Genomic DNA, 25,225 nt, shown 5'->3' on the forward strand with positions numbered 1-25,225 from the left:
CGATGATCCACAGCTATCGATTGGCCCATGGCCGCTTGCAGGCGGTACCGGGGTGGGATGCCGAGGTGATGCTGTTCAGCAATCCGGACCTGGCCGAGCGCGACCTGCTGCGCAGCGCCTTCAAGCTCGATGAACATGCCCTGGCCTCGGCCCTGGACCCGGATGAGGTTTCGCGCATCGAGTTCCACCCCGACTACCTGTTCCTGATCTGGAAGCGTCCGCAAAACTACTCCGCAGGCGCTAGCCAGTCCTTCGAAGTGTCGTCCTGCGGCCTGCTGTTCGCTGCGGACCGGTTGCTGGTGATCGCCGCCGACGACACGTCCCTGGACGGGCTCGGGAGCCGCCACAACCTGCATGCGCCCCTGGATGTGCTGCTGGACTTGCTGCTCCACAACATCCATCACTACCTGGGCCACCTGAAGGTGATCAAGCTGGTGGCTCGGGAGCTGCAACACAAGTTCAACCAGACCCTGGAAAACCGCCACCTGCTACAGATGTTCAATCTCAGCGAGAGTCTGATCCATTACCTCAACGCCCTGCACAGCAACGGCACGCTGCTGGCCCGGCTGCGCAACCATGCACACATGGAGCATTTCCAGGGCTCGGCCATTGCCCTGATCGACGATCTGATCATCGAGAACAACCAGTGCTACAAGCAGGCGGAGATCTACTCCACGGTATTTGCCGGCTTGATGGACGCCCGCGGCAACCTGATGAACAACAGCAGCAACCAGCTGTTGCGCAAGCTGACCCTGATCAACGTGGTGTTCCTGCCCCTGAACCTGATCGCCAGCATCGGCGGCATGTCCGAATTCAGCATGATGACGGCGGGCACGCCCTGGTGGCTGGCCTATTCGCTGCTACTGCTGGCGATGCTGCTGGCTGCCGTTGCCATGACCGTAGGGCTGCGACGGCTTGGCAGCCGTCGCGTACAGGAGCCGTGAGGCTCATTGCGGTTGCAGGGTCAGCACCTCGAATCCGTCGCGGGTCACGGCCACGGTGTGTTCCCATTGGGCGGAAAGGCCGTTGTCGCGAGTGACCACGGTCCAGCCGTCCTTGAGTCCACGGACCCGGGCGCTGCCCTGGTTGAGCATCGGCTCGATGGTGAAGGTCATGCCTTCGCGCAGCTCCAGGCCGGTGCCGGCGCGGCCGAAATGCAGGACCTGGGGCTCTTCGTGCATCTGCCGACCGATGCCGTGGCCGCAGTACTCGCGGACCACGCTGTAGCCGTTGGCCTGGGCACGGGACTGGATGGCGTGCCCGATATCGCCGAGCCGGGCGCCGGGGCGCACCAGCCGGATGGCATCCCACATGGCCTGGAACGTGGTGTCCACCAGGTGCTGGGCCTTGGGGGCGACATGGCCGATCAGGTACATCTTGCTGGAGTCGGCGATATAGCCGTTCTTTTCCAGGGTGATGTCGATATTGACGATGTCGCCATCCTTGAGCACGGCCTCGGGGTGGGGCATGCCGTGGCACACCACCTCGTTGATCGAGGTATTGATGCAGTAGGGATAGTTGTACTGGCCCTTGCTCGCCGGGCGAGCCTTGAGCTCATGGCGAATGAAGTGCTCCACCGCGGCGTCCAGCTCCATGGTCGACAGGCCAGGGCCGACCAGCTCATCGAGAAAGGTGAAGACTCGGGCCAGCAGTCGTCCGGATTCACGCATCAACGCCAGTTGATCGGCGGTCTTGATCAGGCTCTGGGTCATGCACGACCCCTGAGCAGGTCGGGTTTGTTCAACAACAGCTTGTTGATCAGGTCGTTATAGGCCAGATGCGGATTGAGCTCGGCCAGCAGGCCAATCTTCATCCAGAACTCGGCCTGGGCATTGATCGAACGATCCATGGTGGCACTGGCCACGCGGATCTGCTCATGCAACTCATCGGAGATCTTGACGATACCCATGTCGCGGGAGGTCCTCTTTGAGTGGGGTTAATATACGAATCATATACGTTCCATATATAAGGCCTCAAGGCAAAATAGGCCGATCCGGGGCTTGCGGGAGCGGATTTAATTCGCTAGTTTTCCTCCATGACTTTTTCTGCCGTACGTTCCCAGCCAAGCATTATTACCGCCATTCCTTATTGGCGGGCTTGCTGACGACTGCACCCAACCCGCCCTGGAGGCGGGTTTTTTCTCTCTGTCTCCCGGGCTTCGAACACAGCCAGGAGATCCATCATGAGTCACCCCAGCCGTCTTGCCAGTACCCCCGCGCCCAGCACCGACATGGCCTTGCTGGAACACTATGTGAAAATGATCCTGGCCGCACCGGTCTACGACCTGGCCATCTGCACGCCGCTGCAAGTGGCGCCGGCATTGTCCCTGCGCCTGGGCAACCAGGTGCTGCTCAAGCGCGAGGACCTGCAGCCGACCTTCTCCTTCAAGATCCGCGGTGCGTACAACCGGCTGGCGCAACTAAGCGCTGAGCAGAAACAGCGTGGGGTGATCACCGCATCTGCCGGCAACCATGCCCAGGGCGTGGCCCTGGCGGCCCGCGAGCTGGGGATCAAGGCCACCATCGTCATGCCTGAAACCACCCCGGAGCTCAAGGTCCTGGGGGTACGTAGTCGTGGCGGTGAGGCCCTGTTGCATGGGCCGAGCTTTCCGTTCGCCCTGGCCCACGCCCTGGCGCTGGCCGAGCGCACCGGTTGTACCTTCGTGCCGCCTTTCGACGACCCCCATGTGATCGCCGGGCAGGGTACGGTGGCCATGGAGATCCTGCGCCAGCACCAGGGCCCCCTGGATGCGATCTTCGTGCCGGTGGGCGGCGGCGGGTTGATCGCCGGGATCGCGGCCTATGTGAAATACCTGCAGCCGCAGATCCGTATCGTCGGTGTCGAGTCCGAACACTCCAATTGCCTGCAGCAGGCGTTGCTGGCGGGGGAGCGGGTGATCCTGCCGACGGTGGGCACGTTCGCCGACGGTGTCGCGGTGGCGCAGATCGGCGAGTACGGCTTCCAGATCTGCCGCCAGCATGTGGACCAGGTCATCAGCGTCAGCAACGACGAACTGTGTGCCGCGATCAAGGACATCTACGACGATACCCGCTCGATCACCGAACCTTCCGGGGCCCTGGCGGTAGCGGGCATCAAGCGCTACGTCGCCGACAGCGGTGCCCGTGGCCAGACCCTGGTGGCCATCGACTCGGGAGCCAATATCAACTTCGACAGCCTGCGCCACGTGGCCGAGCGGGCGGCGCTGTGCACTGCCGTGGCGCAAGCCTGAAGTGCAGGGACGGTCAGGACAGCAGTGGCCGCATGAAGCTGCGTTCGTAGCTGAGGATGAATTTCTTCTCTACCACCGAATCCACCAGGGCCACGCTTTGCGGATCGCCAAGGGCCGCCTGGCGATAGGCCTCGTAGTCGGCCAGGGACGGGAAACTGAACAGGCAGTGGGCGATGTTGCTGGCCCCTTCACTGGGCAGGAAGTAGCCATGGTGGGTGCCGCCCAGGCGCTGCACCACGGCGATCCAGGCCTTGGCGTAGGCCTCGAACTCGGCCAGTTGGTAGGGGTCGATCACATAGCGGACATGGCAGGTAATCAAGGACGGTACTCCAGTGAGGAACGGACGGGTTCGCGTCAAAAAAACTGCGGCTCAGAGCCAAATCGAATTTAACAGACTCGACAAAGCCGCATAGTCTGAACCCTGGCCCCGTGTATGCAGATCCCGCAGGCCGGGCCACGACATCGAACACGGACGTCGCCACTGGCAGGCGCTTGGCCTGTCGATTGGTCGCCTCGAAGAAGGAGAGAGTCGCCATGTTTCTATCTGCCCTGGAGTTGCGCAACATCATCGAAAGCAGTTTCCTGCCCAAGCGATGCCAATGCACCCTGAGCCCCGACCTGTCGATGACGGTGAAGGTCTTCGGTGACCGTGAGCCCGATCGCGTCGACCTGCTGGTCACCGGCATCGATGCCGCGCAGCTCAACGGCTGCCGGGAAATCAACGAACTGGTGGCCGAATTGCGCTATGACCTGGCCCACAACGCCAGTCATATCGGGGAGCTCAAGCGCGCCCATCATTGAAGCATCGCCCAGCGTTTCGTGCCCAAGTCCGGTAGGCAAGCCGCTGTTACCGATCGACCAGGTGGTTGCAGGCCCCGGTCTCGCAGCCGCTCAAGGCTGTAGCGCGCCTTATGGCCGACCCTACAGATCGCTGTAGGCGATGCGCTGGTAGCCGGGTAGCGCTTGGTCGAGCAAGTGGTCCAGGGATTGCCGGGGTGGCAGGTAGTCGTCGCCGAAGTCACCGTTGTCCAACTGGGTCGGATGGGCGACCACCTCGATCAGGCCGTGCGGGCGCAAGCCGTCGAGCAGGTCCCTGGGGGTGCAGACCCTGTCGGCCGAGGCCCCCGATAGCCAACGCATCCGACGATTCAACGAGCTTTTGAACAGCCACTTGAGCGGGCCGATGTTGCCGCCGACATTGCGCGCCAGCCGTACGGGCACCCTCTGCTGGGCGGCGAAGCGCGCGACGATCATCGCGATCGGCCAGATGTTGTGCACATGCTGGTGCGAATCGATATGGCTGGGCCTCACCCCGTGGTCCAGGCAACGCTCCCACTGGGCTTGCAGCTCTTGCCACACGGCGGTCCTGGCCGCGGCCGGCAAATGCAGGGCCGAGCGCCGCAGGTGCAGATCGAACTGGCCCTGGGCATCGCAGAATAGCGGTTGGCCAGCGATTGCCTGGCTCAAGGGGGCACCATAGGTCAGGTTGAAGTGCAGGCCGATACGCCCCAGCAGGGCGTGCTGATTAGCCAGGCGGCAGGCGTCTTCGAAGGCCGGCATGTTGGCCATCAGGGTGGCCGAGCTGATGACCCCGCGCTGGAACGCGCGTAGGGTCAGTTGGTTGTATTCGGGGTCGAGGCCGAAGTCGTCGGCATTGACGATGACCTGCAGCAGCCGGGAGTGCTTCATGGACGAACCTTCTTGGCAGTAGCGGCCAGGCGACGTTCGCGCCAGGCCTTGAAATGAGGCTTGAGTCGTTGCCAGAGGCGCTCGCCGAGCCCCGCGAGCAAGCCGCGCGGGCGCCAACTGTAGAAACTCCAGCGCTGGTGCTCCACCAGGCCACTGAGGCGTTCATGCAACTGGTGGCTGGAGCGGCTGAGGCTCACTCGGGAAGCGTCGACCCACTGCCAGCCGTCCTCCAGGCCCCAGCGAATCCACTCGTCCAGCAACAGCCGGCCGCTGCCCAGGTTGGCGTAGTCGGCGAGAAAGGCGATGTTGTAGTCATACAGGCGCCCGCGCTCCAGGAGTCCCAGGCGATAGCTGATGCAGCGCCCCTGGTGTTCCAGCATCGCCACTCGCACCCGATCTTCGGCTGCCAGGGCGTGCAAAGCGCTGAACATCCATTGCTGGCGCCGCGCTCCAGAGAAGATCCCCAGGCCATCGGTGCCTTTCCAGCTGGACTGTTCCACTTCGCAAAGCCTCTGCAGGACCTGGTCGATGTCTTGCGCGCTGGGGGACAGGCGAACGACCCGCGCATCGATTTCGGCGCAGCGTTTCTTTGCCCGGCGCAGTTCATAGCGCAGGGTCCCGCTGGCTTCATCGCGATCGCTGGGAAGAATCTGGTGCTCCGGTACGCGGCATCCCAGCGACTGTTCGCCATAGCTGCTGGCCCGGCGCCAAGGCTCCAGCACGCCGGCGGCATCGACCAGCTCGTGCAGTTGCAGCAAATCGTGGGGCAGACGCCGGCGAATCTGGCCCAGGGCTTCGGCCATGGCCGACCTTGCAGCGGGCGCCACCAACAGCGCCAGGCGATCGCTCAGTGGGTGCCCCAAGTGCCGCAAGACCCGCAATGGCAGGCCGCCACGGGACTCTCGCCCGGCGATCAATGGCAGGCACAGCAGCAACTTCGCGTCCTGCCAGCCCAGCAGGATGTGCAACGCCTGGTGCTCGGTCAGGGCCTGTTCGGCGCCGCGCAGCCAGCCCAGGCGATTGAACGGGGTGGCCTGTTCGGTGGCTTCGCACAGTCGTTCATAGGCTTGTGCGGGGAAGTTTTCGGTGCACAGGCTGGTGCACCATTGCCAACGCAGGGTCACGTGCGCTCCTTGTCGATCTGGCTGGCCGCGGCCTGCTGCTCGGCCAGGCGACCGCGCCTGAGGTGATGCAGGCGCGTCTGGTGATAGGGCCGGCGGCGATGCAAGTGCAGGCAGCGCAACAGGCAATAGACATGCAAGGATTCGCCGACCTCCTGGAAGCCCAGGCGCATGTGCATCTTCAGCGCGGCCTCGTTGCGCACGTTGACCAGTGCCCGGGTGGCCTTGAAGCCGCGCTCGCGGTACTCCTCCCAGAGCATCTTCTGCGCCAGGATCACCACCCCCGAGCCACGGTAGGGCAACGCGCATTCCCCGGCGAACTGGTACAGGCAGCCAGGTGGCATGCGCATCCAGCAGCGATACAACTGATCGTCGTAGTAATCACGCTCGCTGATCCACACCATCATCATCACGTTGCCTTCGTGATCCAGGTGGGCGCTGCCGCGACTGCCCTTGTCCAGCAGGCCGCGAATGGCCGGTAGCTGCGCCTTGAAGTACTTGTCGAAGGCCGGCAGCAGCTCCCGGGTGATGCGCACTTGGGGCCAGCGCTCGGGGCTGATGGGGCAGGGCACAGGCAGCGCCAGGGGGCGCTCCAGTGTCAACAGCTCCCAGTGGTAGTAGAAGAAACGTTCGCGCAGCAGGCGCAGGCTGCCGCGCAGGCCCTTGCGGCGAATCTTGGCCAGCAGGCCGGTCAAACGATTCATAGGGTTTTCCAGGTCAAGGCAAACAAGGTCTCGCCGGGCAGTTGGAACACTGCACGGCCGGCATGGCACTGCACCGGTGCCTCATGGCTGTAGCCGTCGGGCCCCAGCAACTCCAGGCGAGGGCCGGACTGGCAGAGATCGGTCGTCGCCGCCAGCTCGATGGTGTGTGGCCGTGGGGTCTTGGCCACTCCCAGCAAGCTGTGACGGGCGCCATCGCGCAGGGCCAGGGCGTCCACCTCGAAGGCCGGGTTGTCCAGCGCCTGGACCTCGCCCAGCCAGTGCTGCTGGATGAATTGCTGGGCCTTGGCCACTGGCTTGAGGGCAAAGCGCTGGGCGTCGCGCAGGGCCAGCATGCCCTTGGGATACTCGGGTTCGTCGGCGGCCTGGAACCAGTTGAGCATGTCCAGCAGGCCGTCCTGTGAAGCGTTGACCACTACCGACATCCACCACAGCGCCGCATAGTGGGTGTCTTGCTGGTAGGGGCTGAGGTCCGGGCCGCTGGAAATATTGGTCTGGCTCAACAGCAGCGCCTTGCGTGGCCGGCCGTGCTCGTCCAGCCCCACCAATTGCGCAGCGGCGCGCACGCTGTCGCGGTAGCGCCGGGTGGCCAGCAGATCGCGCACCATCCATTCGTGCCAGGCCAGGGCATCGATATCCTCGCCATGTTCTTGCAGCAGCCGCTGCGCCCAGTCGATGCCCCGGCGTTGCCCGGCACCGACCCGGAATGGCCCGTCCAATAGCCTGGAGCTGGCTGGCATGGCAATACGTACCCCGGCTGCGCGGGTATCGGGATTGGCCCGGGTGTGCTCCAGCATCTGCCCGAAATAGGCGGCGAACGCGGCATAGCTTGGGTAGTTCAGGTTGGGTTCGTCGGCAAAGGCCAGGTAGTGCGTGCCTCGGTTACCCAACTGCGCGCTGTCGGCCAGCCAGGCATCGAGCCCTGCGAGGGTCTGGCGATCGGCCTCCAGTACCGGACGGCGCCCGGTACCTGCCAGGAGGGTGATGTCGTGATCGATGGCGAACATTTCGCGATACAGGCGACGAAAGCCGATTTCTCGCAGCGGTTCGCTCTTGATCACATCGACGAAGCTGTAGAAGTTGGCCGATCGGGCGCCCAGGGCCCGTAGCAGTTCGAAGGTCGACTGCGGCGGCTGGGCGTAGGGCAGGGCGATACCCAAGTGCGGGCTGGGTCCCCGAGCCTGCGGCTTGAGCGTCAGCTCCACCTGTCCCGGGGTCCACTGCAATGGATGCAATTGGTGCAGGTCCTGGGCGAACAGGTTGGCGGTGCCATCGAGCCAGAACCCGACCTTGCCGGAGCCGCCCATTGACAGGCGCCAGACTTCATCCTGGCTGGCCGGTGGCAACGGGACCTGGTCGAATTGCGGGTACTGTTCGTGGCGCTCCAGCTTCAATCGCACTTGCAAGCCATCGCTCAGGCGCACGGCCTGCAACACGCTGACACCACCGTGATACTTGCCAGCCAGCACCGCTCGCTCCCCTGCGGCCACCTGAAAATACAGCTCGGCCCCTTCGGCGACATCGGCGCTGAAATGCACTTTGGCCGGCTCGAACTGGGCTTGAGTGGCGCTGTCATGGCCGATCTTGAAATTGCGAAAGCTGTAGCCCGGGACTTGCAGGCGATAGTCGCCCTGGGCCGCAGGCAGGTGGATATCCTGCTGGCCATAGGCTTGGCTGGCGGGGATATCCAGCGCTTGCAGCAACTGGCCGTCAGGCGCCAGTAAATACAACTGCTCGTGGTTGGCGTCGCTTTGCCACGCGGGGCTCCAGCGCAGATGCAGGGTGTCGGCGGCAGCGGCCTGCAGGTACAGGCTGCCATCGCGGATATCGCCCCACTGCATGGGGGCCGCGTACAGCGACGGCGCCACGAATAGCATCAGGGCGAACAGGGAACGGGGTTTCATCAGGCCTTTTCCTTGGGGCGCAACAAGTGGCGCAGGTAGACGATGTCTGCCGGTAGCAGAAACAGGGTGCGGTACCAGGCAATACCGCTGAGCCGACAGTACAGTGCGAGCATTGCCAGGCTTACCGCCAGGTAGGCGATGGACGAAGCCAGGCCCGCACCGACGATGCCCAGCCGCGGGATCAGCAGCGCGTTCAGGGCCAGGTTCAGCAGCGCGCCGGCCCCCAGCATCAACGACAGGGTGCCAGGCCGCTGCTTGCCCAGCAGGTCCAGGCGCAGGATGCTGGCGTAGCACAGGCCCAGCAGCCCGGGCAGCAGGGCCAACAGCGCTTGGTAGGCCGGGGCATAGGCCGCACCGAACAGGGTCACGATCAACCACTGGCCGATCAGCGCCATGGCAAGGCAAGCGCCGAGCATGACCGTGGCGGTCAGGCGCAAGGCCAGGGCGGTAAGCTGCTCGATGCCATTGCCTTGCTGTAACAGGTGCTTCATCAGGGGCGTGGTCACGGCCTCGGGAATGATCAGCAACAGCTCGGCGGCGGCGCTGGCCATGGCATACCAGCCAAGGGCCGTGGGGTCGAGCAAGGCGCCGATGAACAGATAGTCCGAGCGCAGCATCAACTGCTGGGCCAGGACACCGGGATGGCTCTGGGCGCTATAGCGCAGGAGCCGGCCTTGTTCGCCGGACTGCCAGCGCAAGCGCAGGTCGTGAAAGCGCGCCAGCCAGCACCAGCCCACCACGACCACCAGCAGGGTGCCCCCCAACCAACTGACCAGCGCCGCGGACAACGGCTGGTCGCGCCAGATCCACCACAGGCCGACGAACAACACCAAGGGCACCAGGGATTCCAGCAACCGCAGGGCATTGAAGGCTTCGACCCGGCCATCGGCGTTGTGCAGGGTCAGCAGGCCGCTCTTGAGCACCGTGATCGGCACCGCCAGCAGCAGTAGCCAGGCCAGGCTCCCCAGTTGCAGGCTCAGCTCCCACTGGCTGCCCAGGGTGTTGATCAGGGCCAGTGCGGCAAGGGTCAGCAGGCTGGCCAGCAGGCAGCCGTAGACCAGGACCTGGGTCAGCAGCAGCGCCATGGGGCGCTGGCGCGCAGCGTCATACCCCACTGCCGTATTGAGACCGCCGCTGGTGAGCGCGGCGATCAGGTCCGGCAGGGTACTGAGCAGGGCGAACAGGCCGCGATCCGCCGGGCCCAGTAGCCGCGCCAGGAGTATGTTGCGCAGCAGGCGCAGGCCGATCATCGCCAGGCGCGTGCCCATGCTCAGGGCCAGGTGCCAGAGGTAGCCTCCACGCCTCATGCCCGCGCCCCCTTCAGCAAGCGCCAGGCCAGGAGCCCCGGATGGGCGGCGCTGGCATGGCTGACATCGATTCGTGGCAGGGCCAGCCATGGGTTGTCACCTGCCTCGATCAGGCCGGGTTGGGTGCCCAGGGCATAGCGATAGCCCAGCTCGGCGACGGCGCTGCGCACCTGCAGGTTGTGATCGCCATTGGGATAGCAGTAGATCTCCAGCGGGGCCTGGCAATGCTTGCGTAGCGCGTCATGGGAGCGTTTCAGGTCACTGCGCAGGGCGAGCGGATCGAGACGCGTGAGGATGCCATGGCTGGCCCCGTGGGGGCCGAAAGACACCAGCCCGGAACGTTCCAGCTGCTTGACCTGGCTCCAGTCCATGGCATGGGGCGCGGCACCGGCCGGACAACTGTCGGCCAGGGCTTGCAGGGTGACCGGGTCCAGTTGCTTGAGGCGTTGCAGGTAGCCGCCCAGGGCACGACTGCGAGCCACGCTGGCGGCCGTTTGCAGCAAGGCTGCGGGCGGGGGCAGTTGCAACATCCGCAGGTAGTCCAGCAGTGGCTGGCTTGCGCTGGCGTTGGGTTGCTGCCACAGGGTCTCGCCAATGGACTCCCACCAGAAGCCCTGGCTGCGACCGATGAAATCGGTGGACAGGAAGATGCTTGCCGGCACTTCGTAGCGCTCCAGCAGCGGGTGGGCCACTTCTGCGTTGTCGCGCCAGCCATCGTCGAAGGTCAGGGCTATCCGGGGGCGGTCGCCACCGGGCAGCTCCAGCAGTTGCTGCAGCGGCACACAGTCGAAATGCCGGCGCAACCAGCGCAGCAAATGCTCGAATTGCGCCTGGCCGACACATAATGGCGCACGGTGGGGCAGGCTCGCCGCGGTGGAATCGGCGAGCACTCGGTGCAGCATCAGTATCACCGAGCAATCGCTCAGGCGCCGCCGCCCGACACTGTGCAGGTAGGCACTGCCCAACAGGCGCTTGAACGTCAGTTTCACCTTCACCTCAGCGATTCTGCTGTGGGTTCCACAGGGCATAGCGCTGCCCGCGGAGGAACTGCCAGAGACCCATGCTCATGCCCGCCAGGGTCACCAGGATGAATCCGGCCAGGCGAAACACCTTGGGCAGGCGTCCGCGCGAGTCCAGCAAGCCCAGGAGGCCCGCGCCATAACCCGCCAGTTGGGCAACCAGCAACGCGCTATAGAAGGGGCCGGCGTCCCACAGCAACAGGTTGCTCAGCAACAGTGGCAACAACAACACCGGTGCCAGGCGCCGGATCAGCTTGTGGCTGATCAGGGCAATGGCATAGGCGCCGTGGCGCCATGGATTCATCAGCTCCCGGCGTTGGGCCAGGCTCTGCAAGCCGCCCACGGTGACCCGCAGGCGCCGGCGGTATTGTTTGTCGGCTTCATCCACGCCCTGGTCCAGCACCTGGGCTTGCTCCACATAGACGATGCGCTTGCCCGCCACCGGGGCGCAGGTGCTGATGAAAAAGTCATCGTTGACCTCGGCCGGAATCCGCTGGAACAGTTCCCGGCGCAGGGCCAGCAACGCGCCGTCGGCTGAAACCATGCAGCCGGTACGATTCTCGGCCTGGCGCAACCAGGCTTCGTAATGCCGGTACAAGCTATCTCCCAGGCTCAGGTTGTGCCCGGGCCGGGGGATGATCATATGCCCACCGCAGGCGCCTACCTGCGGATCGGCCAGGGGCTCCAGGAGCTTGCCCAGGGTGTCGGTGGACCACTGGTTGTCGGCATCGGTGAACACCAGGATGTCATTGCGTGCCAACTCTACCGCGGCGTTGAGGGCCCCGGCCTTGCCCACCCGCGGCAGATCCAGCACCAGGACCCGTGAGTCGCGCAGGCCCAGGGCAATGGCCACGGTCTCGTCGCTGGAGCCATCGCTGGCCAGGATGATCTGCAGGTCGGTGGCCGGATAATCCTGTTGCAGCAGGGTCTGGAGCTTGTGCTGGATATGCGGTCCTTCGTTATGAGCGGCGATGATCACGCTGACCGATAGCGGCTGGCCCTGCATCGCAGGGCGTGGGCGCACGAACAGGCTGAGCAGGCCCAGCAGCAGCGGATAACCCACCCAGGCATAGAAGGGCAACAGCAGGCAAAGCCAGAAAAGAATCTTAGCCACGGTCGGGCCTCCTGACAGAACGGTTGAACAGACCCTGGATCAGGGCCGAGGCCCCCAGGTACAGGCGCACCCAGTGCAGCAGCCAGAGTTGCAGGACAAACAGCGGGTCGCGCTGGCGCCACCCCTGGCGCAGAGCCAGGAGCAGGGGCGCGAGGGCGGCCAAGGCCAGGTACAGCAAGGCACCGCCCCCCTGGCCCAACAGCAGCGCCAGCACGGCCATCAGGCTGAGCAAGGCACACGCCAGGCACAGCAGTGGGAAGCGCAGCAGGCGCAGGCTCGGCCCGGCGCTCTTGAGCAATTGCACATGGCTGCCCTGGCGCCAGCGTTCCTTGGCGGCCCATTCGCTCCAGCTGGCTTCGAACCCCCAGTGCAGCACCTGGGGCTGGGCCAGGCTCAACTGCCGTGCTCCGGCGGCGTTCAGGCGCAGGCCGAAGTCCTTGTCCTCGCCGGTACGCAGTTGTTCGTCGAAACCGCCGACACGCTCGAACCATTCGCGCTTCAGGCAAAGGTTGGGCGTAGGCATCCACTGCAACAGGCGAGCCTTGTCCCCGGCCGCCAGGCTGCGTCGCTGCCAGGCCCGGGCGAACCAGGGAGCGCTGGCAGGGGCGGCGCAATCCAGGGCGAAAACCTCGGCCTGCGCCTGGTTGCGTTGCCAGAGTTGCAGCCAGTTGCCGGGGACTTCGATGTCGGCATCGAGAAAGGCCAGGCAGTCGCCAGTGGCGACGGCGGCGCCGCGATTGCGCAAGGCCCCGATGCTCAGCCCGGGGCATGGCAGGACCTGGGCACCCAGTTCCCTGGCCCGTTGTGGTCCCTGGTCGGTGGAGCCGTTGTCGACCACGATCAGCTCGCAGTCCATGTCGGCCGCCCGGGCGGCGCGCAACACGCTGCCCAGGGTTCGCTCGATGTGTCGCGCCTCGTTGTACATGGGCACGATCACGCTGATCCGTTGCATTGCAGCCTCCCTTGGCAGGATCTCGCTGATGACATGCTCGCCTTGGCGTCGCGACGCCAGGACGACTTTCTTGCGGCGCTCGCGCCCCGAGTAACGGTGCCTCATCGCGCTTGCTCGGCCTCACGCCGCAGCACGCTGGACAAGGCCAGGAAGATCCACAGGTATTTGTGGTTCGGTGCGCTGAGGAACAGCAGGAACACCGCCAGTGCCAACAGGCTCAGCCCCAGGTGCGTGACAAGGTCGGCCTGCTCCCGGGCGCCCCGGGCGAGGAACGCCTGGCGCGAGCGCTCGAAATTGCGCAGCCCCATGAGCAGCAGCGCCACGAAGCTCAGGCCGCCGGGAATGCCCAGCTCGCTGAACAGTTCCAGATAGGTGTTGTGGGCCCGGCGATACAGGTCCGGCTCGTTGAGGTTTTCCGAGAAACTGCTGGCGAAGCCGGTTTGCGCGTAATGGATCGGGAAGGTACCCAGGCCTGAGCCCAGCAGTGGGTTCTCGCGGATCATCTGGCTACCGACCACCAGGTAGGAGGTCCGACGACCCAGGGAGGTGTCCGCCGAGTGCGAACCGGACTTGAGCATGCCCAGGGACTTGATCCGCGCCACATAGTCGGCCGGCAGCGCGGCAATACCCAGGGGCACGACGATCGCCACGGCGAACATGGCGAAGCCCAGGTGCTTGGGCCGCAGGCGCTTGAGGCGGTCGCGGTAATGCCAGGCCCCGATGGCGATGGTGAACAGCACCACCAGCAGGCCGGAGCGCGAGTCGGTCTTGGTCATCCCAGCCATCAGGGTCAGGCTGATGGCCACCCAGAACAGGCGCTCCAGCCAGTGGGGCGAACGCAAGGCGAGCAGGATCGCCGGTGGCACGGCCATGGCGATCAGCAGGGCAAAGTAGTTGGCGTCCTGCAGCAGGCCGATGGCCCGGCCGCCCACCTGGTACTTGGCGGAAACCAGCGCGATCACGCAGGTAATGGCCACGCTGACCGCCAACAGGCGGCAGAGCATCAGCAGGTTGATCTCACGGGCAATCAGCAAGGTCACGAAGAACAGCACCAGGCCCACGGCCAGCTCTCGCAGGCTGTCCAGGGAGACGGCCAGGTTCTCGCTGTACATCAGGCTCAAGAGCAGGCACAGCAGGAACGGCCCCAGGGCGCGCCACAGGTTGCTGCCCAGGCGGGTCTCGGGGATCTGCCGCAACAACAGCTTGAACAGCATGATCAGGATCAGCGAGGCGCCCAGCAGCTTGGCCCCGGAAAAAGCACTGTCCTTGAACAGCCCCTCGAAAGGCACCAGTGCGCAGATCCCCAGCAGGCCCCAGGCCGGACGACGATAGAGCAGGGCCAGGCCGAACATCCCGACCACCACCAGTGGTGCCAGGAATGGCCACGGGCTGGCAAGCAAGGCCAGGCCGGCCAGGCCCAGGAGCAAACCGAGAAAAGGTGCGGCGATCATACCGGGGTAGTCTCTCTGGCAACGCGGTACAGCTCATCCCAGCGCTTGGCCAGGGTGGGCAGGTGATGGTGCTGGCGCTGGGTGACACGAGCCGCCTCGGCCAGGCTCCGGGCCTGGAGTGGATCGTCCAGCAACTCGCCGATGCAGCGGGCCAGTTCCTCGCTGTCCAGGGGCGTGGCCAGCAGGCCGTTGTGCCGATGCTGCAGGACATCGGGAATGCCGCCGACGGCAAAGGCCGCCACCGGAGTCCCGACCTGCATGGCTTCGAGCAGGATCATCGGCGTGCCTTCGGTGCGCGAGCTGATCACCAGCACGTTGAGGCGCTTGAGCCAGGGCTGCATATCGCTCTGGTAGCCCGGTAGCAGGATACGCAGGGACAAGCCGGCGGCCTCGATGCGCTGGCGCAGGATCGCGTTCTGCTCGCCATCGCCCAGGAGCACCGCCTTGAGGGAGGGGCGTTGCTGGCACAGGCCGATCAAGGCATCGAGAAACAGATCCGGGCCTTTTTCCCCGCTCAGGCGCCCAACGAAACCCACCAGGGGTTCCTGCTCGTCGCGCCGCACCGGAGCGTCATGCAGGGGCGGAGCCTGGTTGCCCGTGGCGATGGCCGGGGCCGGTTCCGGCAGGCCGTTGGGAATCACCAGCAGCTTGGCTTCGGCGACGCCTGCCTGTAGATGCAGGCGGGCGATACTCTGGGCGACGCACACCACCCGGCGTACCTGGCTGCTGCGACACAGGCGCAGGCTGGTCCAGGTATAGAGCTTCTGCTTCAGGCTGCGCGGGGTGAAACCGTGCTGGGTCATTACCAGCGGCAGTTGCAGGCGCCTGGCACAGGCCCAGGCGAACACCTGGGCCTTGAAGTTGTGGGCATTGAGCAGCCCGGGCTGCTGGCGCAGATGGGCCAGCAGCTCCTTCAGGCTCCGGCAATTGTGGCTGGGCACGCCGGCCTCGGCAAAACGCTGCAGCAACGCCAGCGGAGCATCGATGAACACCACCCGATGCTCGCCCGGGGTGATCAGGCAGTGATCCAGCAACATGCGCTCGGCGCCATAGAAGCCACCGCTGTGGATCAGATGCACGATAGGCTGCGCGGCCATGCTCAAGTCGTTCACTGTTTGGCCCAATGCCAGGCCCAGCGCCAGGTCCAGCGTGGGTAGGGGTTGAGCTGCGGGGTTTCGACCGCGTTGAGCACCATCAGCACGGGCAGGCCGAGATGGTCGCTGACCTGGGCCGGATGCTTGAAGCGATGGTCGAAGAACTCATAGACATAACCCAGGGCGATGGCCAGGAGCAGCCCGGTCAAAAGACCCAGGGGGATGATCAGCATCGGTTTGGGGAAAGCCGCTTCGCTGGGTTCGTAGGGCTGGCTCAGGACTCGCGCATTGGACAGCTCGCCGCTGATCAGGCGCTCGCCGCGGCTCTCTTCATAGCGCTGGGTGTAGGTGAAGAAGGCCTTGTGCAGGGCATCGATCTCGGTGTCCAGCTGGCGCAGCTTGCTCAGCACTTCCTGCAGGTCGCGCACACGGGTCTTGTAGTCGTTGATCCGCGTGGTTTTCTGGGCGATCACCGACTGGGTGATCTGCAATTCGCTGCTGCGTTCGCGGACGCGGTTCTCCACGACCTTGAGGAACTGCGCCCGGGCCCGGACGATCTGCTCGCGCTGTTGCTGCATTGGCACGCTGTCGGCGCGGTAGGTATCGGCGGTGGTGCCGTACTGACTCACCAGGTTGGTCAACTGCTCGCCCAGGTGCTTGATCTCGCGGTCTTCGTAGGCAACGTTGTCCACGGTGTTGGCGAAGGCGAAGGGAAAGGTGTAGTCGGTCAGGCCGGCCTTGCGTGCAGCGTCCAGGCTTTTTTGCAGGTAATCCAGGCGGCGCTGGCTTTCCAGGGCCTGGTCACGGTAGCCGTTGAGCGACTGCTCCTCGGTATTGATGGCATTGAGGCGGAAGGTGATCTCCTCCTTGGGATCGGAGGCATGGGCCGCTTCCAGCAATGCCTGGCGCTTGCCCTCCAGATCGTCGAGGCGTGACTGGTACTGGGCCTTCTTCTGTTCGTAGAAGGCCTCGGGCAGTTCATTGGATTGCAAGTCCTGGCGGCTCTTGAGGTAGTTGGCCAGCAGGCGCTCGACAAAGCGCGTGCCCTCGGCGGCGGACGGGCTGCTATAGACGATGGAGATCACGTTGGAGCCGGGCAGGGTGCCGATCTTCAGGTCCTTGACCGCCTGGTCGGTGAAGGCGTCCAGGCTGGTATCGCGCACCGGGTCCACTGCCAGGCCGAAGAAACCGCGGGCCGGATTGATCACATAGTTGCGCAGCGGGTCCACCAGGATGCTGCGGATCGGCTTGAGCACCAGCTTGCTCAACAGGCCTTCGCTGCCACTGAACTGGCCCTCGCGACGCAGTTGGTCGATGGTGTCGCGGATCAGGGTCGGCGAGCGCAGGATATTGCTTTCGGTCTCCATGTCCGCCAGCGAAGGCGGGATGAACTTGTCGGCATCCGGGGCGAGCACGGTGTTGGCGTCGGTCTGCGACAGCTTCTTGGACTGCACGATGACTTCGGCAGTGATCTCGAAGCTCTGCTTGAGCACCAGCGGCAGCAACAGAGCGAGCAGGGCGAAGCCCAGGAACACCCGCTTGATCAGGCGCCGATTGACGAAGAACACGAGAAGGAACTCGTGCAGGTAGTTTTCGATCTTGGTCATCGAGAGTGGACTCACTATTTGCTGGAGCTATTCGAGTTGTTCGATTCTTTGTTGTCGACGCGATAGCCGAAGCTGAATCCGACGCCCTGGAACATGATCACGTCCGCCAACTGCTTGCTCAGTGCACCGGCCTTGGCCAGGCGGGTCTTGGGCACGTAGAGCATGTCGTCCGGCTGCAGGTAGGCGAACTGCAGGGCCTTGCCATCCAGCGCCGCGTCGGCGTCGTAGACCCGGGCCTCGACCTCGCTGCCCTTGCGCCGCAGGATCACCACCGAGTCCAGGCGCGCGGTGGGGCCGGCGCCCTTGGCCAGGGTCAGGGCCTCGAGCACCGAAATCGGCCGGCGTACCGGGTAAGCGCCCGGCTGGCCGACTTCACCCATGACGAAGACCTCGTTGGCGGCGGTGGTCTTGAGCAGTACGTCGACGCTCACCGCACCGACTTCCTTGGCGTAGCGCTGGTTGATCAGGGTTTGCAGCTCGCTCAGGCTCTTGCCCTGCAAGGACAGGCTGCCCAGCAGCGGGAAGCTGGCGCGGCCATCGGAGCCCACCACGATTTCGCGACTCAAGCCAGTGGCCGGGTTGGTCAGGCTCGTACGCAGGTTGTCCAGCTGGGCCATGGCGTGGGAGATCGAGAAAGTGATCTGGGGCTTCTTCAACACCTTGGCGTACTGCGCTTGCAGGGCCTGGCGCGCCTGTTCGGCGGAGAGCCCGGCGACCTGGATATTGCCGATATAGGGCATGTCGATGCTGCCATCGGGCAGTACCAGCTTGTTGCCCCCAAGCTCCGGCGCGCTGATGAAGGTCACATCGACCTGGTCGCCCGGTTGCACCAGGTAGCGGGTCTGGCTGGTGGTGCCGATATGGAAGATCACGTCCAGCACGTCCTGGGGACGCAACACCTGTTCGATGGGCATGACTTCGGTGAGCTGGGCCTGATCGGCCGGGGCGCTGAGGATCTGTACCGGCATGTGCTGTGGCTCGCGATCGGCGCAACCACCCAGGGCCGCCAGCAGCAGTGACAGGCTCAGCAGGGAGAGTCTTGGCTTGTTCATGGTTACACGGTCCTTGTACCGGTCAGAGGCGGTCGTAAACCCACTTGGGCATGTAGTACTTGCGGGCGTTGAACACGCTGCCGATCAGCTTCGCTTCGGCCTGGATCAACCGTTGCGCCGCGGCCTGGGCCACTTCCCAGCGGGTTTCCTCGCTGCGCACCACCAGCACCACGCCATCGACCTGGGTACTCAGGGTGAGGATGTCGCCACTGCTGTACACCGGGTCGCCATCGATGATCACGAAGCGGTATTGCCCGGCCAGGAGTTGCAGCAGGTCGCGCAACTGCTCGGGCGTCAGGCGTTCGGCGTACTGCTGGCGCCGACCCAGGGGCAGGAAGTCGAAGTCCTGCTCCTGGCTGTCATGAATGCAGCTACTCAACTGCGGTGGGGTACTGGCCAGGGCCAGGTCGAGAAAACCCGGTTGCTGGTCCAGGCCCAGGCGCCGGGTCAGGCTTTGCTCGCCCAGGCTGGTATCCACCAGCAGTACTCGGCCCCGGCTGGTGCGTGCCAGCTCACTGGCCATGCTCAGGCTGCTGCTGGTGACGCCACTGTTGCGGTTGGCCGCGGTCAACAGGATCACGCGCAGTTCCTGGTCGAGCACGGTCACTGCCAGGTTGCTTTCACTGGGGGGCTGGATTTTCAGACTGGCAAAGGTTGCTGCCGCCATTTCAACTTGCTCCGTGGCCATTGAGGACCTTGAAAGGGGTTTTGATCAGGATCTTCAGGTCGAGCCAGGGGCTCTGCTGGAAGATGTAGGTCATGTCGAGGGTCACCCGGCCGTCGAAATCCACGTCGCTGCGCCCGGAGACCTGCCACAGGCCGGTGATGCCCGGGTAGATGCTCAGGCGACCCAGGTGGTGTTCCTTGTAGGTCTGGGCGTGGAACGAGGTTGGGCGTGGGCCGACGATGCGCATCTGGCCAAGCACCACATTGATCAGGTTCGGTAGTTCGTCGAGGCTGGTACGACGCAGGAAGCCGCCGATCCCGGTGATCCGCGGATCGCGATCGATCTTGAAGTCCACCGAGTCCGGGCCGTGCTTGTTCAGGTGGCGCACCGAATCCTTGAGGGCCTCGGCGTTGACCACCATGGTGCGGAACTTGTACATGCCGAAGCGTCGGCCACGAAAACCCGTACGCAACTGGACGAAGAACACCGGCCCTGGGCTGGTGAGCTTGATTGTCAGGGCAACCACCAAAAGCACCGGCGACAGTGCCACCAGCAGCAGCGCTGCCAGTACTGCCGAGGTCAGTCGCTTGCTGCGTGACAAGGTCCAGGGCCGGCCGCCATCGCGGCCAGTGATCCAGCCATGGTGTTGCAGGTCGATGGCAGCCTGGACCTTGCGTCGGAACGGGTCGTTGCGCCGATCGATGCGCGTGGGCGCATCGCTTGCGGGCGATGAGAGGGGTCTGTCCATATCCACCGGAAGTATTTCCATTGCAAAAGAATTGGGGGAACGCTCAGGGCACGCAGGCCGCTCAGGACGTCCGGCCTTGGTAGTAGCGCAGGTACCACTGCACGAAATCCCTGAGCCCGTCTTCCAGGGGAACCTGGGGCCCGAAGCCGGTGAGGTTCTCCAGGGCGCTGACATCGGCGCAGGTGTTGAGCACATCTCCCGGTTGCAGTGGCAGGTACTCGACCTGGGCCTGGCGGCCAAGGAGTTTCTCCAGGGCGGCCACATAGTCCTTAAGGTGCACGGGGCGCTGGCCGCCGATGTTGAACAGGCGCCAGGGGGCCATGCTGGTGGAGGGGTCCGGTTGCTCGCGGTCCCACAGCGGGTCGCGGGCTGGTGGTTTGCCCAGTAGGCGCACCAGGGATTCGACGATGTCGTCGATATAGGTGAAGTCGCGCTGGTGCATGCCGTAATTGAACAGTTTCAGCGGATGCCCCTGGCTGATCGCGTCGGCGAACAGAATCGGCGACATGTCCGGTCGACCCCAGGGGCCATAGACGGTGAAGAAGCGCAGGCCGGTGGCCGGCACGCCGAACAGGTGGGCGTAGCTGTGGGCCATCAGCTCGTTGGCTTTCTTGCTGGCCGCGTACAGCGAGAGCGGGTGATCGACGTTGTCGCTGACCCGATATGGGGTTTGCTGGTTGGCCCCATACACCGAACTGGAGGAGGCATAGACCAGGTGCTGCACGGGGTAGCGCCGGCACATCTCCAGCAGGTTGAGAAAACCGCCCAGATTGCTGTCCAGGTAGGCCTTGGGATTCTCCAGGGAATAACGCACCCCGGCCTGGGCGGCGAGGTTGATCACCACCTGTGGGCGGACCTCGGCGAACAGCCGATCCAGGCCCTCGCTGTCGGCCAGGTCCAGGCGTTGCAGCGGGAAATGCCCCACTTGCTGTTCCACCCAGCGCACCCGATCGTGCTTGAGCTGGGGGTCGTAGTAATCGTTGAAATTATCCAGTCCGGTGACCTGATGCCCATCCTTGAGCAAACGCAGTGCGGTATGGGCGCCGATGAACCCGGCGGCCCCGGTAATCAGGATATTCATGCGCAAAGTGCCCCAGGTACGCGGTAAGGCAGGCCGATGCTCAGGTAGTGCAGACCAGCGTCCGCTGCCTGTTGCGGGTTGTAGAGATTGCGGCCATCGACGATCAGGCGATCGTTGAGCTTCTCGCGCAGCAGCTTGAAGTCCACCACGCGAAAGGCCTTCCACTCGGTGCAGATCACCAGCGCGTCGGCGCCTTGCAAAGTGTCGTCGCGGGTCGCGCACAGTTGCAGGTCATCGCGGTAGCCATACAGGCGCCGGCACTCGGTCATGGCCTCGGGGTCATAGGCATGGACCTTGGCCCCGGCTTCCCACAGCGCTTCCATCAGGTAGCGGCTGGTGGCTTCGCGCATGTCGTCGGTGTTGGGCTTGAATGCCAGCCCCCACAGGGCGATGACCTTGCCCTGGAGGTTGTCCCCCAGGTGCGCCTTGAGCTTGCGAAACAGCACATGACGCTGCTGCTCGTTGACGTCGCGCACGGTCTTGAGCATCTGCGGTTCCAGGCCATGGCTTTGCGCGGTGTGGATCAGCGCCCGCAGATCCTTGGGGAAGCACGAGCCGCCAAAACCGGCGCCCGGGTAGATGAAGTGATAGCCGATACGTGGGTCGGCGCCGATGCCTTTGCGTACCGCGTTGATATCCACTCCCAGCCGCTCGGCCAGGTTGGCCATCTCGTTCATGAAGCTGATGCGGGTGGCGAGCATGGCATTGGCCGCGTACTTGACCAGCTCGGCACTGCGGTTATCCATGAACATCAGTCGGTCGTGGTTGTGATTGAACGGAGCGTAGAGCTCGCTCAATTGCTGGCGAGGCAGTTCATGGGCGCAACCGATGATGATCCGGTCCGGACGCATGCAATCGGCGACCGCCGAGCCTTCCTTGAGGAACTCCGGGTTGGAGACCACGTGGACCCGCAGCTCGGACTTGCCCAGGTCCGCCAGTTGCTCGGCCACGGTCTCGACCACCAGGTCCGCGGTGCCCACAGGCACTGTGGACTTGATGACCAGGGTCTTGTCGCTGTACATGAGGCAGGCGATGTTTCGTGCAACGGCCAGGACATGATCGAGGTCCGCCGAGCCATCTTCATTGGAGGGGGTACCCACGGCGATGAAGATCACCTGGCCATGGCCTACGGCATCGCTGGGCTGAGTGGTGAAATGCAGGCGGCCGGCCTTCTGATTCTCTTCGATCAGGGCCGCCAGGCCCGGTTCGTGAATCGGTGGAATGGCGCGCTGCAGTTGGGCGATCTTGTGGCTGTCGATATCGACACACACCACGTTATGCCCAACATCGGCCAATGCAACCGCTTGCACCAGGCCAACATAGCCAGTACCAAAAACGCTGACTTCCAAGGGAACGACCTCGTCCATGATGAGTGTTGGGTGAGGGCGTGGCTCACCTTCTGAAAAAAGGCATGTGGCACATGGCCTTCATTGCGCTCTTTTTTTGACACTACCACAAGGTAAAGACGTTTAATTGACGTTTTTTGGCGTTACATAAATGACACAGCCTCTCTATTTATTTTTTAGATACAAATAAAACCCTTTTAAAACATAGCGTTACAGTTATTAATGATGGCCATAATGAAAAGCGTCAAATACTTGTATTTGTTTGTTGGGTTCGCTAAAAATCCGACGAACGGTAGGTATTTTCGACAAAAGTTTGATGCTTCTTTGCTACCAGCCTACAAAAAAGAACGATCTAGAGAGTGTTTCTGAGCGATGAGACAGTTTTTTGAGGCGCTTTCCAGGGCAGTGAAAAAGTCTCGGAATTGATCAGCTCGATGCTGGCTGGAGGTGTCGAACGTGAGCGCTGGAGTCAGACTAAAGTCGGGTAGGGCAAAGGCGGGCGATCTGCCATCATTTCCGGTCTTCATTGATTCAATCAATTCAACCGGTGATGTTTAATTTGCCGGATGGATTTCTCCTGGGTCTTTTCTGCCTCGCGTCACTGATTTTCTGCTGGAGCCTGTTCATGCGTCCCCCTTTTCCTTTACTCAATCCGTGCCCGCTCCTGGGCCTCGGAGCCGCTGTCCTGTGCGCGGGTTTTACACCGTTGGCCACTGGCGCCGGCTTTATCGAGGACAGCAGCGCCAAGCTCGAATCGCGCACGGTCTATTTCAATCGGGACTTTCGTGACGGCCATACCAGCAATGCCCAGGGTGCCTCCAAGCGTGAAGAATCCGCCCAGGGCTTCATTCTCAATCTGCAGTCGGGCTATACCGAAGGCACCGTAGGTTTTGGCCTGGATGCCTTGGGCATGCTCGGGCTCAAGCTCGACTCCAGCCCGGACCGCAGCAACAGCGGCCTGCTGCCATCCAGCGGGCATGACCCGCGGGGCTCGGCCGACCAGTACGCCAAGCTGGGCTTGACCGCCAAGGTGCGGGTATCGCAGACCGTATTCAAATACGGTGCGCAACTGCCGGACCTGCCGCTGCTCAAGTATTAACCTGGCAAATAAATAGGGCATATTAGATAATCTGTCTCCATGAAAATAGATGCCCGTAAACTCAGCCCCCAAGAACAACGTGAAAAGCGCTCCACGGCCCTACGCATGCGTGAGCAGGGTTACACCTACAAGGCTATTGGCGAAGCGGTTGGTGTTCACCCCCGCACTATTGCTCACTGGGCGCAGGTCGCAGAACATAAAGGCGAAAAGGCTGCCATTGCCGGCGGCCAGCGTGGTGTGCGCCAGGGTGATCGCCGCAGTTTGAGCTCCAGCCAGGAAGTGCTGATTCGCACCTTGATGACCGATAAGATGCCCGACCAACTCAAGCTCGGCTTTGCGCTCTGGACGCGTGATGCGGTGCGAGAACTGATCCGCCAGCGCTGTGGTTTTCTCATGCCGGTTCGAACGGTTGGTGAATACCTCAAGCGTTGGGGCTACACCCCGCAGCGCCCACTGCATCGGGCTTATCAGCAGAAACCTGAAGTGGTTCAGCACTGGCTGGATAATGAATATCCACGCATCGCACAGCGGGCCAGGGCTGAGAATGGTGAGATTCAGTGGGGCGACGAAACCGGTATGCGCAGTGACAGCCATGCTGGCCGCAGCTACGCCCCTATTGGCGAAACGCCGGTGCGCCTGGTCAGCGGCAGTCGTTTTTCCACCAACATGATTTCCACCGTGACCAATCGGGGCAAACTGCGCTTCATGCTGTATCGGGAAACGCTGACAGCCCCAGTGCTGATTCGCTTCCTGAGTCGCCTGATTCGCGATGCTCAGGGCCGCAAGGTGTTCCTGATTCTCGACAACCTGCGCGTACACCACAGCAAAAAGGTGAGCGCCTGGGTTGGCGACCGCAAAGAGCAAATCGAACTGTTCTTCTTGCCGGCCTACGCCCCGGAGTTGAACCCTGACGAGTATTTGAATTGTGATTTGAAACATCAGGTTCGCACGGGCTTGCCGGCGCGTAATCAGGACGAACTGGAAAGGCGTGTTCGCTCGGTCATGAGACGATTGCAATTACGCCCTCAAAGAATCCGTTCTTATTTCCGGCATCCACGTATCGCCTACGCAGCATGATTTGGTGTATTTGATTGCCGGGTTAATACAACGATGGCCGCCTGCTGCCCACCATGTTCAACGGTGCGGTGCTGACCTCCAAGGAGGTCAAGGACCTGACCCTGACGGCGGCGCGCCTGAATCGCTACACCGCCCGGGATTCCACGGACTCCCAGGACATCCGCGTGCACTGCAAGAACAAGCGCTATGCCTGCAACACCACGGCGGATCATTTCGATAACTATGGCGTGGACTACAAGTTCAGCGACCGCCTTAGTGGCCAATACCATTACGCCGAGCTGGAGGACATCTACCGCCAGCACTTCATCGGCTTGCTGGCCAACCAGCCCTTGGGGCCTGGCGTGCTCAAGGGTGACCTGCGCCTGATCAAGAGCGACGACAGCGGCAGTGCCCGTGCCGGTAGCATCGACCACCGGGCCCTGAGCACCATGCTCAGCTACGGCCTGGGTGGGCACGTGTTCAGCGCCGGTTGGCAGCGCATGTACGGCGAGAACTCGATGCCGTACCTGGATGGCAGCAACCCGTACCTGGTGAACTATGTACAGGTCAACGACTTCGCGGCGATCCAGGAGCGTTCCTGGCAACTGCGCTATGACTACGACTTCAAGGCCGTGGGCATCAACGGCCTGAGCTTCCTGACCCGCTACGTCAGTGGTGACAACATCAAGGTCCCGGGCAGCCTGCGCGAAGGTCGGGAATGGGAGCGTGACAGCGAACTCAAGTACGTGGTGCAGAGCGGCGCCTTCAAGGACGTCAGCCTGCGCCTGCGTAACGCCACCTACCGTAGCAACTACCAGAAGATCGCCCGCGACATGGACGAAACCCGCCTGATCGTCAGCTACAACTTCTCGATCTTCTGACGTAGCGCTGCCCTGTAGCCGCTGTCGAGCCTGTGGCGAGGCTGCACGAAGGCCCGCAGGGCCTTGTCTTGACCCGCTTGCGCGGT

The 25,225-nt window shown here is 63.4% G+C and carries 22 protein-coding genes and 3 pseudogenes; 6 read left to right on the plus strand and 19 right to left on the minus strand.

Annotation, left to right across the window (positions count from 1 at the left end):
* Nucleotides 1-2: 2 nt before the first annotated feature.
* The gene (locus tag ATY02_RS15150; RefSeq protein ID WP_068586496.1) at nt 3-944 is read left to right on the plus strand and encodes a magnesium transporter CorA family protein; all 942 of its coding nucleotides are present in this window, start codon (nt 3-5) and stop codon (nt 942-944) included.
* Between the two features lie 3 nt (nt 945-947).
* On the opposite strand, the gene map is transcribed toward ATY02_RS15150, so the two are convergent.
* Entirely contained in the window at nt 948-1,712 is a 765-nt protein-coding gene (gene map, locus ATY02_RS15155) for a type I methionyl aminopeptidase (protein ID WP_068586493.1), read from the minus strand.
* The gene (locus ATY02_RS15160) at nt 1,709-1,909 is read right to left on the minus strand and encodes a ParD-like family protein (RefSeq protein WP_068586491.1); all 201 of its coding nucleotides are present in this window, start codon (nt 1,907-1,909) and stop codon (nt 1,709-1,711) included. The genes map and ATY02_RS15160 overlap by 4 nt, the downstream gene beginning before the upstream one ends.
* A gap of 321 nt (nt 1,910-2,230) precedes the next feature.
* Here ATY02_RS15160 and ilvA point away from each other — a divergent pair.
* Nucleotides 2,231-3,205 (plus strand): annotated as a pseudogene (gene ilvA / locus ATY02_RS15165) (threonine ammonia-lyase, biosynthetic); the annotation flags it as partial.
* A 37-nt stretch (nt 3,206-3,242) separates the two neighbouring features.
* Here the strand turns inward: ilvA and ATY02_RS15170 are convergent.
* Entirely contained in the window at nt 3,243-3,548 is a 306-nt protein-coding gene (locus tag ATY02_RS15170; RefSeq protein WP_068586488.1) for an NIPSNAP family protein, read from the minus strand.
* A 215-nt stretch (nt 3,549-3,763) separates the two neighbouring features.
* Between ATY02_RS15170 and ATY02_RS15175 the strand changes: the two genes are divergently transcribed.
* Nucleotides 3,764-4,030 carry a DUF1652 domain-containing protein gene (locus ATY02_RS15175; protein ID WP_068586485.1) on the plus strand — a complete coding sequence of 89 codons (267 nt, stop codon included), beginning with the start codon at nt 3,764-3,766 and terminating at the stop codon, nt 4,028-4,030.
* 120 nt (nt 4,031-4,150) lie between these two features.
* On the opposite strand, the gene ATY02_RS15180 is transcribed toward ATY02_RS15175, so the two are convergent.
* From ATY02_RS15180 to ATY02_RS15255, 16 genes are all read right to left on the minus strand, one after another.
* On the minus strand, nt 4,151-4,918 hold the full coding sequence (locus ATY02_RS15180; RefSeq protein ID WP_068586482.1) for a carbohydrate deacetylase: 768 nt from the start codon (nt 4,916-4,918) through the stop codon (nt 4,151-4,153).
* A complete protein-coding gene (locus ATY02_RS15185; RefSeq protein WP_068586480.1) occupies nt 4,915-6,042 on the minus strand; it encodes a GNAT family N-acetyltransferase in 1,128 nt (375 codons plus the stop codon). Before ATY02_RS15185 ends, ATY02_RS15180 begins: the two co-directional genes overlap by 4 nt.
* Nucleotides 6,039-6,743 (minus strand): N-acetyltransferase, encoded by a 705-nt coding sequence (locus tag ATY02_RS15190; protein WP_068586477.1) that lies wholly within the window; start codon nt 6,741-6,743, stop codon nt 6,039-6,041. Before ATY02_RS15190 ends, ATY02_RS15185 begins: the two co-directional genes overlap by 4 nt.
* Complete coding sequence (locus ATY02_RS15195) at nt 6,740-8,665, minus strand: hypothetical protein (RefSeq protein WP_068586474.1); 1,926 nt, start codon at nt 8,663-8,665, stop codon at nt 6,740-6,742. Before ATY02_RS15195 ends, ATY02_RS15190 begins: the two co-directional genes overlap by 4 nt.
* A complete protein-coding gene (locus ATY02_RS15200) occupies nt 8,665-9,972 on the minus strand; it encodes a lipopolysaccharide biosynthesis protein (protein WP_068586472.1) in 1,308 nt (435 codons plus the stop codon). Before ATY02_RS15200 ends, ATY02_RS15195 begins: the two co-directional genes overlap by 1 nt.
* A complete protein-coding gene (locus ATY02_RS15205) occupies nt 9,969-11,000 on the minus strand; it encodes a polysaccharide deacetylase family protein (RefSeq protein ID WP_416220661.1) in 1,032 nt (343 codons plus the stop codon). Before ATY02_RS15205 ends, ATY02_RS15200 begins: the two co-directional genes overlap by 4 nt.
* On the minus strand, nt 10,969-12,105 hold the full coding sequence (locus ATY02_RS15210) for a glycosyltransferase (protein ID WP_068586465.1): 1,137 nt from the start codon (nt 12,103-12,105) through the stop codon (nt 10,969-10,971). The genes ATY02_RS15205 and ATY02_RS15210 overlap by 32 nt, the downstream gene beginning before the upstream one ends.
* A complete protein-coding gene (locus ATY02_RS15215) occupies nt 12,098-13,057 on the minus strand; it encodes a glycosyltransferase family 2 protein (protein WP_068586464.1) in 960 nt (319 codons plus the stop codon). The genes ATY02_RS15210 and ATY02_RS15215 overlap by 8 nt, the downstream gene beginning before the upstream one ends.
* 101 nt (nt 13,058-13,158) lie before the next feature.
* Nucleotides 13,159-14,508, minus strand: coding sequence for an O-antigen ligase family protein (locus ATY02_RS15220; RefSeq protein ID WP_068586461.1), 1,350 nt, complete (start codon nt 14,506-14,508; stop codon nt 13,159-13,161).
* Nucleotides 14,505-15,605: a glycosyltransferase family 4 protein gene (locus ATY02_RS15225; RefSeq protein ID WP_068586673.1), complete on the minus strand. Its 1,101-nt coding sequence runs from the start codon at nt 15,603-15,605 to the stop codon at nt 14,505-14,507. Before ATY02_RS15225 ends, ATY02_RS15220 begins: the two co-directional genes overlap by 4 nt.
* A gap of 11 nt (nt 15,606-15,616) precedes the next feature.
* Complete coding sequence (locus tag ATY02_RS15230) at nt 15,617-17,209, minus strand: GumC family protein (RefSeq protein WP_068586458.1); 1,593 nt, start codon at nt 17,207-17,209, stop codon at nt 15,617-15,619.
* A gap of 14 nt (nt 17,210-17,223) precedes the next feature.
* Entirely contained in the window at nt 17,224-18,261 is a 1,038-nt protein-coding gene (locus tag ATY02_RS15235; protein WP_068586454.1) for a polysaccharide biosynthesis/export family protein, read from the minus strand.
* Nucleotides 18,262-18,283: 22 nt separating this feature from the next.
* Complete coding sequence (locus tag ATY02_RS15240) at nt 18,284-18,928, minus strand: CpsD/CapB family tyrosine-protein kinase (RefSeq protein ID WP_068586451.1); 645 nt, start codon at nt 18,926-18,928, stop codon at nt 18,284-18,286.
* Nucleotide 18,929: 1 nt separating this feature from the next.
* Nucleotides 18,930-19,676 carry a sugar transferase gene (locus ATY02_RS15245; RefSeq protein ID WP_068586448.1) on the minus strand — a complete coding sequence of 249 codons (747 nt, stop codon included), beginning with the start codon at nt 19,674-19,676 and terminating at the stop codon, nt 18,930-18,932.
* 61 nt (nt 19,677-19,737) lie between these two features.
* Nucleotides 19,738-20,757 carry an NAD-dependent epimerase gene (locus ATY02_RS15250; protein ID WP_068586445.1) on the minus strand — a complete coding sequence of 340 codons (1,020 nt, stop codon included), beginning with the start codon at nt 20,755-20,757 and terminating at the stop codon, nt 19,738-19,740.
* A complete protein-coding gene (locus ATY02_RS15255) occupies nt 20,754-22,106 on the minus strand; it encodes a UDP-glucose dehydrogenase family protein (RefSeq protein WP_068586670.1) in 1,353 nt (450 codons plus the stop codon). Before ATY02_RS15255 ends, ATY02_RS15250 begins: the two co-directional genes overlap by 4 nt.
* A 622-nt stretch (nt 22,107-22,728) precedes the next feature.
* Here ATY02_RS15255 and ATY02_RS15260 point away from each other — a divergent pair.
* The 3 genes and pseudogenes from ATY02_RS15260 to ATY02_RS15270 form a co-directional block, all read left to right on the plus strand.
* A pseudogene (locus ATY02_RS15260) lies at nt 22,729-23,199 on the plus strand (OprD family outer membrane porin); the annotation flags it as partial.
* A gap of 42 nt (nt 23,200-23,241) precedes the next feature.
* Nucleotides 23,242-24,279: an IS630-like element ISPa47 family transposase gene (locus ATY02_RS15265; protein ID WP_011911785.1), complete on the plus strand. Its 1,038-nt coding sequence runs from the start codon at nt 23,242-23,244 to the stop codon at nt 24,277-24,279.
* Between the two features lie 26 nt (nt 24,280-24,305).
* Nucleotides 24,306-25,139, plus strand: a pseudogene (locus ATY02_RS15270) (OprD family outer membrane porin); the annotation flags it as partial.
* Nucleotides 25,140-25,225 lie beyond the last annotated feature (86 nt).

The sequence above is a fragment of the Pseudomonas sp. BIOMIG1BAC genome (assembly GCF_001705995.2).
Classification (GTDB): Bacteria; Pseudomonadota; Gammaproteobacteria; order Pseudomonadales; family Pseudomonadaceae; genus Aquipseudomonas; species Aquipseudomonas sessilinigenes.